At 67.5% G+C, this 13,912-nt stretch carries 15 protein-coding genes; 8 read left to right on the forward strand and 7 right to left on the reverse strand.

The annotated features are described in order from the left end of the window. Nucleotides 1-25 precede the first annotated feature (25 nt). The 3 genes from B0293_RS35100 to B0293_RS35110 all read right to left on the reverse strand — a co-directional run bounded on the left by B0293_RS35100 (nucleotide 26) and on the right by B0293_RS35110 (nucleotide 4,586). Nucleotides 26-1,477 (reverse strand): cellulose binding domain-containing protein, encoded by a 1,452-nt coding sequence (locus tag B0293_RS35100; RefSeq protein ID WP_005161513.1) that lies wholly within the window; start codon nucleotides 1,475-1,477, stop codon nucleotides 26-28. Further along, on the reverse strand, nucleotides 1,474-3,810 hold the full coding sequence (locus B0293_RS35105; RefSeq protein WP_005161510.1) for a cellulose binding domain-containing protein: 2,337 nt from the start codon (nucleotides 3,808-3,810) through the stop codon (nucleotides 1,474-1,476). The genes B0293_RS35100 and B0293_RS35105 overlap by 4 nt, the downstream gene beginning before the upstream one ends. Nucleotides 3,811-4,220: 410 nt before the next feature. Continuing rightward, nucleotides 4,221-4,586: an RNA-binding S4 domain-containing protein gene (locus B0293_RS35110; protein WP_039918966.1), complete on the reverse strand. Its 366-nt coding sequence runs from the start codon at nucleotides 4,584-4,586 to the stop codon at nucleotides 4,221-4,223. Nucleotides 4,587-4,805: 219 nt separating this feature from the next. Between B0293_RS35110 and B0293_RS35115 the strand changes: the two genes are divergently transcribed. Together B0293_RS35115 and B0293_RS35120 are read left to right on the forward strand one after the other, a co-directional pair. Beyond that, nucleotides 4,806-6,347 (forward strand): GMC oxidoreductase, encoded by a 1,542-nt coding sequence (locus B0293_RS35115; RefSeq protein WP_005161503.1) that lies wholly within the window; start codon nucleotides 4,806-4,808, stop codon nucleotides 6,345-6,347. A gap of 69 nt (nucleotides 6,348-6,416) precedes the next feature. Continuing rightward, entirely contained in the window at nucleotides 6,417-7,190 is a 774-nt protein-coding gene (locus B0293_RS35120) for a TIGR03084 family metal-binding protein (RefSeq protein WP_005161497.1), read from the forward strand. A gap of 5 nt (nucleotides 7,191-7,195) precedes the next feature. Here B0293_RS35120 and B0293_RS35125 read toward each other — a convergent pair whose 3' ends face one another. Both B0293_RS35125 and B0293_RS35130 read right to left on the reverse strand, forming a co-directional pair. Continuing rightward, nucleotides 7,196-7,675, reverse strand: a complete 480-nt coding sequence (locus tag B0293_RS35125; protein ID WP_005161495.1) for a carboxymuconolactone decarboxylase family protein — start codon at nucleotides 7,673-7,675, stop codon at nucleotides 7,196-7,198. Beyond that, complete coding sequence (locus B0293_RS35130) at nucleotides 7,672-8,751, reverse strand: NAD(P)H-dependent amine dehydrogenase family protein (RefSeq protein WP_005161492.1); 1,080 nt, start codon at nucleotides 8,749-8,751, stop codon at nucleotides 7,672-7,674. The genes B0293_RS35125 and B0293_RS35130 overlap by 4 nt, the downstream gene beginning before the upstream one ends. Before the next feature lie 380 nt (nucleotides 8,752-9,131). On the opposite strand from B0293_RS35130, the gene B0293_RS35135 reads away from it, so the two are divergent. The 5 genes from B0293_RS35135 (at nucleotide 9,132) to B0293_RS43605 (ending at nucleotide 11,794) form a co-directional block, all read left to right on the forward strand. Beyond that, nucleotides 9,132-10,277 (forward strand): Cmx/CmrA family chloramphenicol efflux MFS transporter, encoded by a 1,146-nt coding sequence (locus B0293_RS35135; RefSeq protein WP_039918965.1) that lies wholly within the window; start codon nucleotides 9,132-9,134, stop codon nucleotides 10,275-10,277. 12 nt (nucleotides 10,278-10,289) lie between these two features. After that, entirely contained in the window at nucleotides 10,290-10,889 is a 600-nt protein-coding gene (locus B0293_RS35140) for a formylglycine-generating enzyme family protein (RefSeq protein WP_005161489.1), read from the forward strand. A gap of 81 nt (nucleotides 10,890-10,970) precedes the next feature. Further along, nucleotides 10,971-11,231 carry an amphi-Trp domain-containing protein gene (locus B0293_RS35145; RefSeq protein WP_039919001.1) on the forward strand — a complete coding sequence of 87 codons (261 nt, stop codon included), beginning with the start codon at nucleotides 10,971-10,973 and terminating at the stop codon, nucleotides 11,229-11,231. 79 nt (nucleotides 11,232-11,310) lie between these two features. Beyond that, nucleotides 11,311-11,646, forward strand: a complete 336-nt coding sequence (locus B0293_RS35150; protein WP_005161487.1) for a hypothetical protein — start codon at nucleotides 11,311-11,313, stop codon at nucleotides 11,644-11,646. Beyond that, the gene (locus tag B0293_RS43605) at nucleotides 11,636-11,794 is read left to right on the forward strand and encodes a hypothetical protein (RefSeq protein WP_005161486.1); all 159 of its coding nucleotides are present in this window, start codon (nucleotides 11,636-11,638) and stop codon (nucleotides 11,792-11,794) included. Before B0293_RS35150 ends, B0293_RS43605 begins: the two co-directional genes overlap by 11 nt. A gap of 13 nt (nucleotides 11,795-11,807) precedes the next feature. On the opposite strand, the gene B0293_RS35155 is transcribed toward B0293_RS43605, so the two are convergent. Beyond that, nucleotides 11,808-12,584 carry a helix-turn-helix domain-containing protein gene (locus B0293_RS35155; RefSeq protein WP_005161485.1) on the reverse strand — a complete coding sequence of 259 codons (777 nt, stop codon included), beginning with the start codon at nucleotides 12,582-12,584 and terminating at the stop codon, nucleotides 11,808-11,810. On the opposite strand from B0293_RS35155, the gene B0293_RS44820 reads away from it, so the two are divergent. Further along, nucleotides 12,583-12,999 (forward strand): DUF397 domain-containing protein, encoded by a 417-nt coding sequence (locus B0293_RS44820; protein ID WP_077241465.1) that lies wholly within the window; start codon nucleotides 12,583-12,585, stop codon nucleotides 12,997-12,999. The two genes, B0293_RS35155 and B0293_RS44820, sit on opposite strands and share 2 nt — an antisense overlap. Here the strand turns inward: B0293_RS44820 and B0293_RS35165 are convergent. Next, complete coding sequence (locus B0293_RS35165) at nucleotides 12,972-13,814, reverse strand: helix-turn-helix domain-containing protein (RefSeq protein ID WP_039918964.1); 843 nt, start codon at nucleotides 13,812-13,814, stop codon at nucleotides 12,972-12,974. The two genes, B0293_RS44820 and B0293_RS35165, sit on opposite strands and share 28 nt — an antisense overlap. Nucleotides 13,815-13,912: the final 98 nt, after the last annotated feature.

Below are 13,912 nucleotides of genomic sequence, written 5' to 3' on the forward strand. Positions count from 1 at the left end.
GCGCCGCTCCCGCCACCGGCGTCCGTCAAGGCGTGACGGGGACGTTGGTCAGCCCGTTCACCGCCCTCGACACGGTGTTGGACGCGTAGACCACGTTGGGCCGTTCCGAGCACTTCGACGTCGACGTGATCTTGATGGCGTACTGGCCGACGCCACCGAGATCGGACTTGTTGTCCCGCCAGACGTTTCCGCAGCCGTTCTGGAACGACGGGGTGGTCCCGGGGTTGTGCGTCTCGTAGCCGTTCGCGAACGTCCCCGGCGAAGCGAAGGTGCCGGTGTTGCCCTCGATGAGGTACCCGAATCCCTTGACATCGATCCACGAATCGGCCGAGTTCTGCCCGGAAACCCCTTGACCGTCGAAGGTGTTTCCCCGGATGACCCCGTCCGCGGTGCCTTCCTTGACGTCGATGCTCTCCGCGGCGACGTACGGTCCGATGTGGTTGCCGATCACCTGGATCCGGTCACTGCGGTCGACTCCGCCGGAGTTGCCGTGACACTCCCAGTTCGAGTTCGCCGAGCCGAGATAGACACCCTCGCCGTACCCCGCCTGCACAAGACCCGTGTGGCTGATCGTCGAGTCGCGGATGACGCTGTCGGCCGAGGAACGGCGGAAGTGGACGGCCTCCTCGTCGATCTGGTGGACCCGCACGCCTTCGATCACGGTGTGATGCGAGTTGTCGGCGACGATGCCCTTCTTGGACTCCTGCACGGTGAAGCCCTGTAGATGCCAGTACGGCGCACCGTAGAGCCATAATCCGTACCCCGAGTCCCAGCCCGCCGTCGGCGCCGGGCAGGAAGGCGCCTCACCCGACGGACCGTCGTTGATCAGGACCGCCGTCGACGGTCCCGTCACCGTGATCGGCGCGCCCGCCGTCCCGGGTTTCGTGGCCACGAACGAACCCCGATAGGTCCCGGCGGCCAGCCGGATCGTCTGGCCGGGGCTCGCGGCGGCCAGCGCGGCCTGCAGTTGCGCCGCGGTGCTCACGTCGACCACGTCTCCCGAAGGAACACTACTGGTCGTTGGCGGTTTGCTCGTCGTGGTGGTGGTCGGTGACGTCGGCGTGGTGCTGGTCGGTGCTCCTCCCCCGCACGGACTGCCGTTGACCGTGCACCCGGTCGGCAGGCCCAGCCCGGTGGTGTTGAAGCCGAACGACGCCGACCCGCCGGGTTTGACGGTGCCGTTGAAGCCGGCGTTGGTGACCTTGTAGTGCTGCCCGGTCCTGGTCAGCACCGAACTCCACGACGTGGTGATCGCCGTCCCGGCGGGCAGATCGAACTCGATCGTCCACTGTGTACTGTTCGCGTCCCCGGCGTTGGCCAGCGTGTACTTCCCGCCGTACCCACTGTCCCAGACCGAGGTCTGGGCGAACGCGGCGGACAGGCTGGGCGCGGCGGCCTCGGCGGTGACGACGGCGCCGAACAGGCCCGCCGCCGACGCCATGGCCGCGAACGCGGCGAGCAGTCGTTTCCTCGTCATTCCGTGCCTCCGCATTTCGTTCCGGCGATGGTGCACGCGACCGGGAGTCCCTGACCGGCGGCGTTGAAGCCGAACGTCGCCGTGCCGCCGGGTTTGACGCTTCCGTTGTGGGTCGCGTTCCCGAACCGGTAGTGCTGGCCGGTCTTGGTCAGCACCGAACTCCAGGAACTGGTGACCGTCGTCCCGGCGGGCAGGTCGAACTCGACCGTCCACGAGCCGACCGTGGCCGAACAGGTGTTGGTGACGGTGAAACCGCCGCCGTAGCCGCTGTCCCACACCGACTTACGGGCGAACGCCGCCGTCAGGCACGCGCCGGGGTTCGAAGAGGTCGTGGTCGTCGGTGTCGTCGAGGTGGGCGTGGTCGAACTGGAGGTCTGGCCCGTCGACGAGGACGGCGGAGTCCCGCCGACGGACTTCAGGAACAGCGAAGCCGCGGCGTCGGTCCTGGACGCGTCGACCCCGTGCCCGCCGGCGTAGTCCCGCTGCTCGTTCTTCGCCCAGTCGGCGATCGGCGTGCCGCCGACATCGAGGTGTTTGTACGCGGTGCCGTCCCACCCAAAAGAGTAAACGCGGTGCCGGTCGGCGTAGAAGTCGTTATACGGTCCGTTGTCCGCGAGCTGTTTGGTCATGGCGTTGTTGAAGAAGACGTTGCGAGGGCCGGAAGCGCCCGACCATTTGACGGCCTTCTTGCCCGCGCCCCACCAGATCGGGAACCAGTTCGAGTCGTCGGGACCGCCGCCGCCCTCCTCACCGCAGTTGGCCCGGCAGTTCCCGGAGCGGTGCGCGTACGGGACCTTGACCGTGTTGAGTTCGAAGAGGTTGTTGCGTTCCCAGCCGCCGTGCAGGTTCAGGTCGGAGTCGAACGAGTTGCCGATCACCACGTTCCCCGAAGCGGACCACTGGAAGGTGAAGTGCCGCAACAGGGTCGAGGTGTTGCCGGCGTAGAGCGAGTCCCAGACCCGGGAGCCGCGGAAGTAGCCGTTGCCGCCCTTGCCCTTGTTCCAGGAGCCGTTGAGTTCGTTGTCGACTATCTGGAGGTTCTTGGCCTCCTCGGTGACGATCGGATGCGAACCGGTCATGTCCGCGCTGATGCCGCGGACCCAGGAGTTCGCCGCCCATTTGAAGACGATGCCGTGCATTTCCGCGGCGGGCGCCATGTTCCCGTAGTTGTTGTTCGCCTCCGCCGGGTTCAGGCCTGGCATGTCCTGGGTGAAGCCGAGGTTCTCGAAGCCGACGCCGAGTACCGGGTCGACGAGCGGGGCCGCCTTCGAGTCGTAGGTGGCGCCGTCGATCGGGGCCGAGCCGTCCGAGGTCGAGTTCACCGGGACGTCGTACTCGAGCGGTTTGTCGAGGGTGATCGTCCGCGCGGACGTGTCGAGCGCCGCGATCGTGAAGATCTGCTGCCGCATGTGCATGTTCAGCAACGGGAACGTGGTCGGCGTCGCCTGCTGCTGCTCGTAGAACTTCTGCGAGTTGGCCGCGCGGATGTTGACCAGGTTCCCGGCGGCGAGCGAGGTCAGCGCCCCGCTGCTCGCCAGGTGGACGACCTTGTCCCCCATCCGGGCGGCGAACGCGGTGTCACCCGGCTTGCCGCGCAGCTTCACCCCCGCCTTCCAATGGACGTTGATCGTGCCCTCGAAGATGTCCTTGCGGTTGGCGGGCGCCGAGGCGTAGTCGCTCGCGTAGGACGAGTGCACTCCCCTGGACTGGACGCGGAACAGTCCTCGACCGGGCCACAGCCAGCCGCCCTTGCCCGCGCCCGACGTCATCCCGTCCTCGTCCCAGTCGGAACCGTCCGGGGTGAGGCTGTCGTAGAGCGTGTTCGCGTCGGGCTTGTAGACGAACTTCGTGGCGTCCTTGCCCGCACCGCGGAGGATCAGGTAGTCGGCATCGACGTGTATCTCGTGCGTGACGTCGAACCGGCCGGCGGGAAAGGTGATCGTGCTCAGCTTGGTGTAGCTCCCGGACGGCGAGCACGCGCCCTTGATGCCGTCGATCGCCGCCTGGATCCCGTTCGTGTCGTCGGCGCCGTCGTCGGGTTTGACGTTGTACTGACTCGCCAGCTCCGCCGCGGTGACCTGACAGGTGGCGTTCGGGTTCACTTCACCGGAGCCGGGCAGCGCGGCGCCGCCCCGGTATCCGGCCTTGGACCAGTCGTAGAGCCCCGCGACCGGTGCGCGGCGGTTGGCGGCGCCGACGTCGAGACCGGGCAGCGCGCCGGGTCCTGGCGCCGCGTCCGCCACGTCGGGCGGTACCTGCAGGAGTGCGGCGGTGGCGACCACGGCGGCGACCGCCGGTAGGACGGCACGACGAAGAGGACTTTTTCGGGACACCCGAAACCTCCGTGACGGACTGACGGAAGGTGTTGCGGCGTGTACACCCGGACTCAGTCTTTATAGTTCACGTGCCTGTCACCCGTCAACGGATGTGAATACCATCCATGTATGTGAACAAGCGGCGGTGAGTGTCGGTCCAGGTGGTCGCCGGGCTCGACCGGTGACAGACAACGCCACAGAGGAAGATTCCGGACGTTCAACAGCCGGAATCCTCCCCCGTCGACCACACCGCCATCCAGCACTAGCCCCAACCCGGCACCGAGGCAAAGCAGGGCCCGGCGATGACGGATCTGGGGCGTTCAGTGCCCCGAATCCTCCACGCACGATCGCCAGTCCCGACAGTGGGCAGGTAAATACGGGTCCGCGAGAACGACACTTACCACTCACGACCACCTGGACCGTGCGGCTCAGTGTTCTCCGGTCCGGAAACGGTCGAGGACGCGGCGCTCCCGCTTGGTCGGGCGACCCGCGCCACGCTCCCGCCGCGCGACCGGCACCGCGGACTCGGGCGGCGGCGCGGGAGTCCGGTCGATGAAACAGGTCGCGGCGTCGGCGGCGCCGACCCGTTTCTGGATCACCCGCGTCACTTCCAGGATCCGCGTGGTGTCGTGGACCCGGGCACGCACTTCGTCGCCGGCCACGACCGTGGTCGCGGGCTTGGCGGGCTTGCCGTTCACGCGGACATGGCCGCCGCGGCAGGCCGCTGCGGCATCCGGGCGCGTCTTGGTGAGCCGAACGGCCCACAGCCAGCGATCAACTCGAGTGGACTCCACAGCAGTACATAGTGGCCCATCCATCGGAACGACGCCCGACCACCTGGGCCGGGCACCCGGAAAGAACTCTCACGTTTATTGCCACCCGGCAAAGCCGCAGGTATAACTTGTTCTAAATCCCTCAACGGTGAGGAAGATCACGTGAGCGACGAAGCCATGTGGAGAAGCCCTTCCGGACAGTTATCCCGCCGTCTTTTCATTGCAGGAACTGGTTCTATCTTGGGGGCGGCGGCCCTCGGTGGCACCGCATCCGCGAAAAGTTCGATCGCCGACGCCGCGCGAATCCCGGCGCTCGTCATAGGTTCCGGGTACGGCGGCTGCGTCGCCGCCCTCCGGCTCGCCGAGGCCGGTGTCGACGTCCATCTCGTCGAACTCGGGAAGGCGTGGGACACCCCCGGCACGGACGGCAAGATCTTCGCCAACACCACCACTCCCGACTACCGGTCGTTCTGGCTGCGGACGAGGACCAAGCAGCCGTTGAGCAACTTCCTCGGCTTCCCGCTGGACAAGGACGTCCCGCGGCACACCGGGATCCTGGACGCCGAGGAGTTCGCCGGAATCACCGTCTACCAAGGCCGCGGTCTCGGCGGCGGATCACTGGTCAACGGCGGGATGGCCGTCACCCCGAAGCGCGAGAACTTCGGCGCCGTCCTCCCCACGGTCAACGCCGACGAGATGTACGGCGTCTACTACCCGCGCGCCAACGCGGGCCTCGGCGTCGCCACCATCGACCCGAACTGGTTCGAGACCGCGGAGTGCTACCAGTACGCGCGGGTCGGCCGGAAACACGCGCAGCGGTCGGGTTTCCCGTTCCTGTTCGTCCCGGACGTGTACGACTGGGACTACATGAAGAAGGAGCAGGCGGGCACGGTCCCGAGGTCCGCGTTGGCCGGGGAGATCCTCTACGGCAACAACGCGGGCAAGAAGTCGTTGCAGCAAACGTACCTCCCGCGGATCAAGGCGACGGGACGGGTGACGATCTCGGCGCTGCACCGCGTCACCACGGTCACGCCGGCGTCCGGCGGCGGCTACACCGTGGTGATGGAACAGCTCGACACCGCCGGCACGGTGACCGGGACGAAATCCGTCACCGCGGACAAGGTGTTCTTCGCCGCGGGCAGTGTCGGCACGAGCAAGCTCCTGGTCAAGCTCAAGGCCACCGGCGCCTTGCCCAACCTCAACAACGAGGTCGGAAAGGGCTGGGGCGACAACGGGAACGTCATGTGCGGCCGGGCCAACCACATGTGGGACGCCACGGGAGCGCTGCAGTCGTCCATCCCCACCGCGGGCATCGACAACTGGGCCGCGGGCGGCGCGTTCGCCGAGGTCGCACCCCTGCCGACCGGCATCGAGACCTACGCCTCGTTCTACCTGTCGATCACCAAGAACCCCAACCGCGGGACGTTCTCGTGGAACCCTGGAGCGAACAAGGTCGACCTCGACTGGCAGACCGCGTGGAAACAGCCGTCGATCGACATGGCGAAGACGATCTTCGACAAGATCAACACCAAGGAAGGCACGATCTACCGGACCGACCTTTTCGGCGTGTACAAGATCTGGGGCGATCACCTCACCTATCACCCGCTCGGCGGCGCGGTGCTCGGCAAGGCAACCGACAATTACGGCAGGCTCCACGGTCATCCGGGGCTTTACGTGATCGACGGCGCGCTGATTCCGGGCAATACCTCGGTGAACCCGTTCGTCACCATTACCGCGCTCGCGGAAAGGAACATCGAAAAGATCGTCGCCACCGACCTGTGACGCCGGCTGGGGCGGCGGGTGATTCTCGTCCGCCCGCACCCACCGCCCCCGTTCCGGTAGCGTGGCGGCATGCTGGACTACGGACTCGATCTGTCCGGTGTGGAGCGCGACGTCGCCCTGCACGATCTCGTTGCTGAAGGAGAAGAGCTCGACGCACTGGTCTCGGCGGAGGCCGACTGGTCCAAGCCCACGCCGGCGGCAGGGTGGACGATCGCCCACCAGATCGCTCACCTCGCCGCCGCCGACGCGAACGTTCTCATCGCCGTCCGGACCCCGGACTCGTTCGACGCCGTGCTGAAGCAGGTGGAAGCCGGAGGCAGTGGGCACACCGATGCCGAAGCCGCCGCAGGGGCGGCAAAACCGCGATCGGTGCTACTGGAAGACTGGCGCGCCGGCCGGGCCGAAGTCGCGGCGGCACTCAGGGAAATCCCGCTGGGCCAAGGGTTTCCGTGGTTCGGCTCTCAGCTGACCGCGACGCTGATGGTGCCCCTTCGGTTGATGGAAACGTGGGCACACGGGCAAGACGTTTTCGATACGCTCGGAATCACGCACCGTCCGTCGGGTCGGCTCAAGCACGTGGCCGCCCTGGGAGTGGCGGGGCGCGAATTGTCGTTCTATGCCGCCGATCTGCCGCCGCTGCCGGAATCGTTTCGTGTCGAACTCACCGGCCCCGGGGGCGAAACCTGGTCGTGGGGAAAGGAAGACACCGCGCAGCGGGTCAAGGGAAGTGCCCTGGACTTCTGCCTCCGGGTCACGCACCGCAGGTCCCTCGCGGAGACCGACCTCACCGCGGTCGGCGAAGACGCCCGGAAATGGCTGGAGATCGCGCGGGTCTTCCTTTAGTCACCTCAGAACTTCGGCAGCACGCAGACCGTGTCGATGCCCAGAACGTGATTCAGCCGCCCGAAAGCCAGCCAGGAACCGATGCTCATGCTCAGTTCCACGATTTCCTTCTGGCTGTAGTGCTCGGCCATCCGCTTCCAGAACTCGTCGTCGATACCGTGGTGATCGATCGCGTAGCGTTCGGCGTACTCGGCGGCCAGCCGGGTCCGCTCGTCGAACGCGTCGGTGGTGCGCCACTCGGTGACCGCGTCGGCGAACTCCTCTTCGACCTTCACGCCGCCACGTTCGGTCCGCCAGTCCAGGCAGAAGACGCAGCCGTTGATCTGCGCGATCCGCAGCCGCGCCGCCTCGAACTCGCGGAGCCCGAGTGTGGTGTGCGAGTAGACCGCGAGCGAGAGATTCGACGCCGCGACGCCGATCCCGGGCACCATCTCACCCCAGACGTAGCCGATCGGGTCCTTGCCCTCGGGAATGTCGATGTTCATCGCGCGCTCCTTCCGAGCTTGCCGGTGGCCGGTCGCAAAGGGACGTCGAGTGCGTCGTAGAGGCCGGGTTTGGCGTCCACGAGCCAGTCGATGGCGCCGACCAGTCTGCCGACCGCGGTCGCGTTGCCGCCGGCGGACCGGTTTTCGCCTTCGTCAGTGGCCTCGACCGAGACCTCGATCCTGGGACGGCCTTCGATGATCACCCGGTGCGCGCCGTCGCCGCTGGGCGGTGTCGGCCAGTCCGGCGCGCACGACGCGTGGATGCGGGTGACGTGCTCGATGACGATGCGGGGTTCACCGTCCACGATCCCCTGCACCTCGAACCGGACGGCGCCCTGCGTGCCCGCTTCGAAGTCTCCCATCGCCCGCGTGGTCACGGTTTCCTCCAGCGGACGGCGGTCGAGCGTCTCGCGGATCTCGTCCAGTTCGACACCGAGACCACGGGCGATCAACCGCACCTGCCCGCCCCACACCATCGTCGGAACCGACGGGGCCAGCATCGGCGGCTGGTAGTCCATCGGCTGTCCCATACCGACCAGGTAGCGGACCGAATCCGGCTGGTCGTAGGTGGTGTAGTCGAAGATCTCCTGGCAGCGGACCGCGTCCACCGTGGTCCCGAGCCCGCTGATCAGCAACGGCAGGATGTCGTTGCCCCAGCCCGGATCGACACCGGAGACGAACAGTGAGCCGCCGCCCTCGGCGATCGCGGCGAGCACCGGCTCCCGTAACTCCTCGGGCGCGTTTCGCTGGTCGTACAACGCGTAGAGCGCGGGTGTCACCACCACCGCCCCCGCCCGGATCGCGCGGACGATGTCGGCCAGCGCTTCGACGGGCCGGATGTCACCGGACGCCGCGTACACCACCGCCCGCGGGCCCGCCGCCAGAACCGCTTCGACGTCATCGGTCGCCGCCACGCCCAGTTCGCCGTCGACTCCCGCGAGCTCGGCCGCGTCGCGACCGACCTTCGCGGAGTCGTGCACGAGCACACCGGTGAGTTCCAGCGCCGGATGCGCGTCGACGGCCCGGATGGAGGCACGGCCGATGTTGCCTGTACCCCAGACAACTGTGGGAATCATGAAGACGAGGTTAACCGAATCACCGATCGGTTCCCAGTACCGAAACAATCACGGAAACCGCAGGTCAGAGTGCATTACTCGGGTTCATTCACGGCGGCAACGAAAGCGTTCCGGCACGCGGAACGAGCACCGTTCTCCTCGGTGAGCGGTAATCGTGTTGAGGCTCGCCGACGGCCGTGTGTAAGGTTCGCTCTCGTGACGAGCCCCGAGTCGGACAGAACCCCGCCGCCGGTCATCCGGCGGCGAGTCGTCGTATCCGGCCGTTAGGTATCGGCCCTCTCGCTTCCCGATGACCGAGCGCTGTTCCGTGCGCCCGGACTGGTTCTCTCCTGTCTCGCGCACGGCTTCCTCCTGCTCGTCTTCTGCTTGGGAGTCGTCCGTTGCCTCTGTTCGTCTATGTCCTCGGCCTTGCCGTTTTCGCGCAAGGCACCTCTGAATTCATGGCTTCCGGTCTCGTACCGGGGATCGCCGGTGACCTGTCCGTCCCGGTGGGCGCGGCCGCCGCGCTGACGTCCGCGTACGCCGTCGGAATGATCGTCGGCGCTCCGGCCATGGCCGTGCTCAGCGCGCGCTGGCCCCGCCGCCGGGCGTTGGCCGGGTTTCTGACCGCCTTCGTCGTCGTGCACGTGATCGGCGCCGTGACGACGAGCTTTCCGGTGCTGTTCGGTACGCGGATCGTCGCGGCGATCGTCAACGCCGGGTTCCTCGCCGTCGCCATGCCCACCGCGGTCGCTTTGGCACCACAGGGAAAACAGGCACGCGCGACCGCGGTGCTGCTGGCGGGAATCACGCTGTCGTGCGTCGCAGGTGTACCCGCCGGAGCCATCCTGGGTGATCTCGCGGGCTGGCGTTCCGCGTTCTGGGCGGTCGCCGCGTTGTGCCTTCCCGCGCTGGTACTGGTGTTCCGGTCGGCTCCCGCCGACGCGGCGGGCCCGCGCGAAATCTCCATCAGGCGCGAAACCCGCGAAGTGAAAGCACCTCCCGTGCGGCAAGCGATGATCCTCGCGGCCTTGGTCAACGGCGCGACCTTCGCGACGTTCGCCTTCCTCGCGGTCATCGCGACAGACGTCGCCCACCTCCCCGCCGGCGCGGTTTCCGGCCTGCTGGCGGCATTCGGCGTCGGCGCGTTCATCGGGGTCACCGTGGCCGGCCGTATGGGTGATGGCGAACTCAAGCGTGGCCTGATCCTCGCGTTGTGCGCCCTGCCGGTCGGCTGGGCGGTGCTGGCGACGACCGGAGCGCACCCGATCGCCCTGTTCGTCGTGACCACTGTCCAAGGTGGACTGTCCTTCGGCTGCGGCTCCGCGCTCGTGGCGCGGGTCATGCACGTGGCTCCCGGCGCCCCCACACTCGGCGGTTCGTTCGCGACGGTCGCGCTCAACGCGGGCGCGTTCCTGGGTCCGCTCCTCGCCGGTTTCGTGACGGAGGGGACCGGCGACTATCGCCACGCCGTCTGGATCAGCGCGGCGATCGCCCTCGTTCCGCTTCTGCTCATCCGGAGGAGGGATGTACGGCCGGCTGGGTAGCATCGGCGGACCATGGAGATGATCACCGTGCCCGCGGGCGAAGTAACGCTCTCGGACCGCCGGACCCAGCGGAGCTGGACCGTCGGCGTCGAGTCCTTCCTGCTCGCGCCCGGTCCGGTCACCCGCGAGTCCGGCAGGCTCCCGCTCGTCGAGGTCTCCTGGGAGGACGCTCTCCGGTTCTGCAACACGGTGTCCGAACGCGAAGGGCTGACCCCGGCCTACCGGCTGGAGCCCGAAGTGACGTGGGACCGGAGCGCGAACGGCTACCGCCTCCCCACCGAGGCGGAATGGGAACACGCCTGCCGCGCCGGCACGACCGGTCCTCGTTACGGTCCGCTCGACGAAATCGCCTGGTATCGCGAGAACTCGGCGGAGTCCGTGCACGAGGTCGGCGGGAAGGCGCCCAACGCGTGGGGCCTGCACGACATGTTGGGCAACGTCTGGGAGTGGTGCTGGGATGTGTACGACGCCGAGGTGTACGGCGAGTACCGCGTCCTGCGGGGCGGCGGCTGGTTCGACGAGCACTGGAGCTGCCGGGCCTCGGTGCGGCGCCGCAGTCACCCGACCTTCCGCGTCGACGACGTCGGCTTCCGCCTCGCCAGGTCACTGTGACCCCGGCTGGGGTCCGTGATGATCACGCGATTGAATGACGTCACGGACACCCCGCCGGGGGTGCCGGACCTGGAGGAAATCGTGACCGGAACCGCGCCCCGAGACGTCGAACGCGTCTACTCCACCGCCGATGTCGTCGCGAAACTGCGCCGCCTCGCCGACGCTCTCGAGTCCGAGACCTCGTTCCGCATCCAGATCGCCGGGGAACGGTTCCGCGTCCCCGCCCGCGCGCAGTTCTCGATCGAGCACGAGCGCGGTGACGGTGAGGAAGAGGTCGAGTTCCAGCTGAAGTGGAAGATCGAGGAGACCGACTCGGACGACTCCGAAGGCGCCGTCGTCTGATCTTCGGTCCACGAGGACCGGCAAGGGCGGGCCCGTACTTCCATCGCGGGCCCGCCCTTTCTTCTCTATGTTCCTCCCAGTGACCAAGAACTACGACCGCCGTGCGCTCGTCGTCGCGTACCTCGAGGCTCAGCCCGGCTACTCGCACGGGTTCATCGACTCGAAATCCGAGTACGACGCTCTGCGAGCCTCCCGCGAGACCGTGTTGAAAGGTCTGGAGAAGCTCTTCGGTCTCGAACTGACCTACGACGGTGTCGCCGACAGGACCGACGGCACCGCCTTTTGGATGCTCTTCACCAGCGCGGCACGGAACTACCTGGCGGCCAAGCCATCGGGCTTCCTCGAAGGCGGGTTGCTCATCAAGGTGCTGGAGCGGGCCGGTCAGGACGGACCCGCTCGAATCGATGGGACGTAGCCTGGAGCTGGAAGACAGGCTCCGCGAGTCGTACCTCGACACGATGGAGCTGGTGATCGCCATCTTGCTCGGCGAACAGGCGGACGCCGTGTTCACCTCGGCCGACCTCGGCGAGATCGGGGTGGACGACACGGAGCCGCGGTTCTGATGAGTGACCGCCGTCAGGTCGGCCTCGCGACCAGTTCCATCCAGAAGTCGGGCGCGTACTTGGCGATCTTCGAGAACTCGATCTTGCCCGCCGGGCAAGCCCGTTTCGACGAGTCGACGACGCCGTTGCTCCAGTGCACGATCGCCCAGACGCAGCGGCCGTCCTTCATGTTGTCGGTCACCCAGATCTCCAGGTAGTCCTGGCACTCGCGGTACCAGATCGACCCGGCGGTGTCGTCGCGATGATCGCGGACGTCGGTGCTCCGCTGCGGGCAGGTGCCCTGCGCGTCGACGCCGTTCGGGCGTCCGACGTTCACCTGGAGGTCGCCCTCGTAGGAGATGAGCGTCCACGGCCACACCCCGGCGACGCCGGTCGCGATCAGCACGCCCGCCACCGCACCGGACAGCAGTAGCAAGAGCCGGTGGCCGAAGCCGATCCGGCGAGGTGCCGGGGGCGGCTGCCGCACGGGATCGCCGAAAGCGAGTTCGACGACGTCGCCTTCACGCGGCTGGGTGGCTGTCCTGGCGAGGACGCCCTGCAACCGCTTCACCGTTTCTTCGGTTTGCCCCAGGCCGAGAAGAATGGCGCGCAACTCGCCTTGGGTCGGCGGTTCGCGCCTGCCGTTCTCGATTTCCGAAATTCGTTCACGCCTGATCCGGAGGCCGTGTTTCGCCGCGCGGCCCGCGAGGTTGTCCTGGGTGAGGCCCCGCTTGTCCCGGAGCCGTTTGATCAATGCGCCGAGCTCTTCGACGTCGGCGACGTCACCGGAATCGCCGCCCCGGGCTTCCATGGCGCTCCCCTGTCCCTCAGCGCTTGCGCGACCGCGCAGAGGTAGGTTAGCGACACCGCGGACGGCGGGCATTCGCGGTCGGGTTTCCGCTGGTGAACACGTTGTGCGCTGTCGCGACAAAATTCCCCGACGTCGCGACGGCGGAGCATTCCACGCTCCTTCCTCATCCGGAGAAACAAATGAGGGAGGAACTCCTGTGACACACGATCTCACCGGCGCGGCGTGGTTCAAGAGCAGTCGATGCGGAGGCGGACCGACCTGCGTGGAAGTCGCCTTCTTGGAAACGGGGGTCGGCGTCCGGGACTCGAAGGATCCTGGCCCCGCGTTCGTGGTCTCCCCCGGGAGCTGGTCGTCTTTCGTCCGTCATTGCTCCGGGACACCGGACGGTCAGGGATGCGACTCCGCCACCTCGTGAATCAGTTGGACCGATTCCGCGGGCGCCAGCGCCAGTTCCTGGACCCGATCGAACGCGGCGAGGTACTGCTTCACCCGGTCGGCATCCTGGGTGAGCCGTCCCTCGGTCAGGTCGTCGGTGTAGACGACGTCCGGATCCTCGGGGCGCGGGAAGCCCAGGATGATGAACCCGCCCGCCTGGGCGGGGTGCATTCCCGCGGTCGACGGCAGGACCCGCACGGTGACGTGCGGGTCCCCCGCCGCGTCGGCCAGACGCCGCAGTTGCGCGGCCATCAGTCCCGGCTCGGCCACCGGACGGCGAAGCGCCGTTTCGTCGATGACGACCGACAGGTGCGGCGGCTTCTCCCGGAGGAGGAGCGCCTGGCGGTCCATCCGCAGGGCGACCCGGCGCTCGGCGACCTCGGGCGTCGAGCCGGCGGCGAGCGAGAGCGCGTGCGCGTACTCGCGCGTCTGCAGCAAGCCGGGGATCCACTGCGGCTGGTACTCGCGGATGTCACCGGCCTCTTCCTCGTAGCCGAGGTAGAGGTTGTAGCCGTCGTAGATGACACCGTCGAGGTCCGGCCGTTTGCCCCGCTGCCTCGACACCGCGAGCATCGCCGCCCGGCGGGCACCGGCCACCGCGTAGAAGTCCAGGAGTTCGCGCAGGTCCAGCGGCCGGACGGCGACCTGGCCGGTCTCGATCCGGCTGATCTTGGCGGCCGAGCACTCCAGCCGCGCGGCGGCCTCGTCGAGCGTCCGGCCCGCCTGCTCGCGCAGGCGTCTGAGTTCGGCACCGAACCGGCGACGATCTTCCACCGCGTCAGACGTCTCTGGCACCCGAACTCCCATCGAAGCAAAAACTACACAATGCAAATCTTGCACTACTGGCCGTCGCTCGCTAGCGTCCATGCAGAATGCAATATTTGCACGAGGGG

The sequence above is a fragment of the Amycolatopsis azurea DSM 43854 genome (assembly GCF_001995215.1).
In the GTDB taxonomy this organism is placed as follows: Bacteria; Actinomycetota; Actinomycetes; order Mycobacteriales; family Pseudonocardiaceae; genus Amycolatopsis; species Amycolatopsis azurea.

What these genes read in the sequence shown, in the direction of transcription:
- B0293_RS35120 (WP_005161497.1), top strand. Translation starts at nt 6,417, where the DNA reads ATGCTGGACTACGGACTCGATCTGTCCGGTGTGGAGCGCGACGTCGCC.
- B0293_RS35100 (WP_005161513.1), bottom strand. Translation starts at nt 1,477, where the DNA reads ATGACGAGGAAACGACTGCTCGCCGCGTTCGCGGCCATGGCGTCGGCG.
- B0293_RS35130 (WP_005161492.1), bottom strand. Translation starts at nt 8,751, where the DNA reads ATGATTCCCACAGTTGTCTGGGGTACAGGCAACATCGGCCGTGCCTCC.
- B0293_RS35125 (WP_005161495.1), bottom strand. Translation starts at nt 7,675, where the DNA reads ATGAACATCGACATTCCCGAGGGCAAGGACCCGATCGGCTACGTCTGG.
- B0293_RS43605 (WP_005161486.1), top strand. Translation starts at nt 11,636, where the DNA reads ATGGGACGTAGCCTGGAGCTGGAAGACAGGCTCCGCGAGTCGTACCTC.
- B0293_RS35155 (WP_005161485.1), bottom strand. Translation starts at nt 12,584, where the DNA reads ATGGAAGCCCGGGGCGGCGATTCCGGTGACGTCGCCGACGTCGAAGAG.
- B0293_RS35140 (WP_005161489.1), top strand. Translation starts at nt 10,290, where the DNA reads ATGGAGATGATCACCGTGCCCGCGGGCGAAGTAACGCTCTCGGACCGC.
- B0293_RS44820 (WP_077241465.1), top strand. Translation starts at nt 12,583, where the DNA reads ATGGCGCTCCCCTGTCCCTCAGCGCTTGCGCGACCGCGCAGAGGTAGG.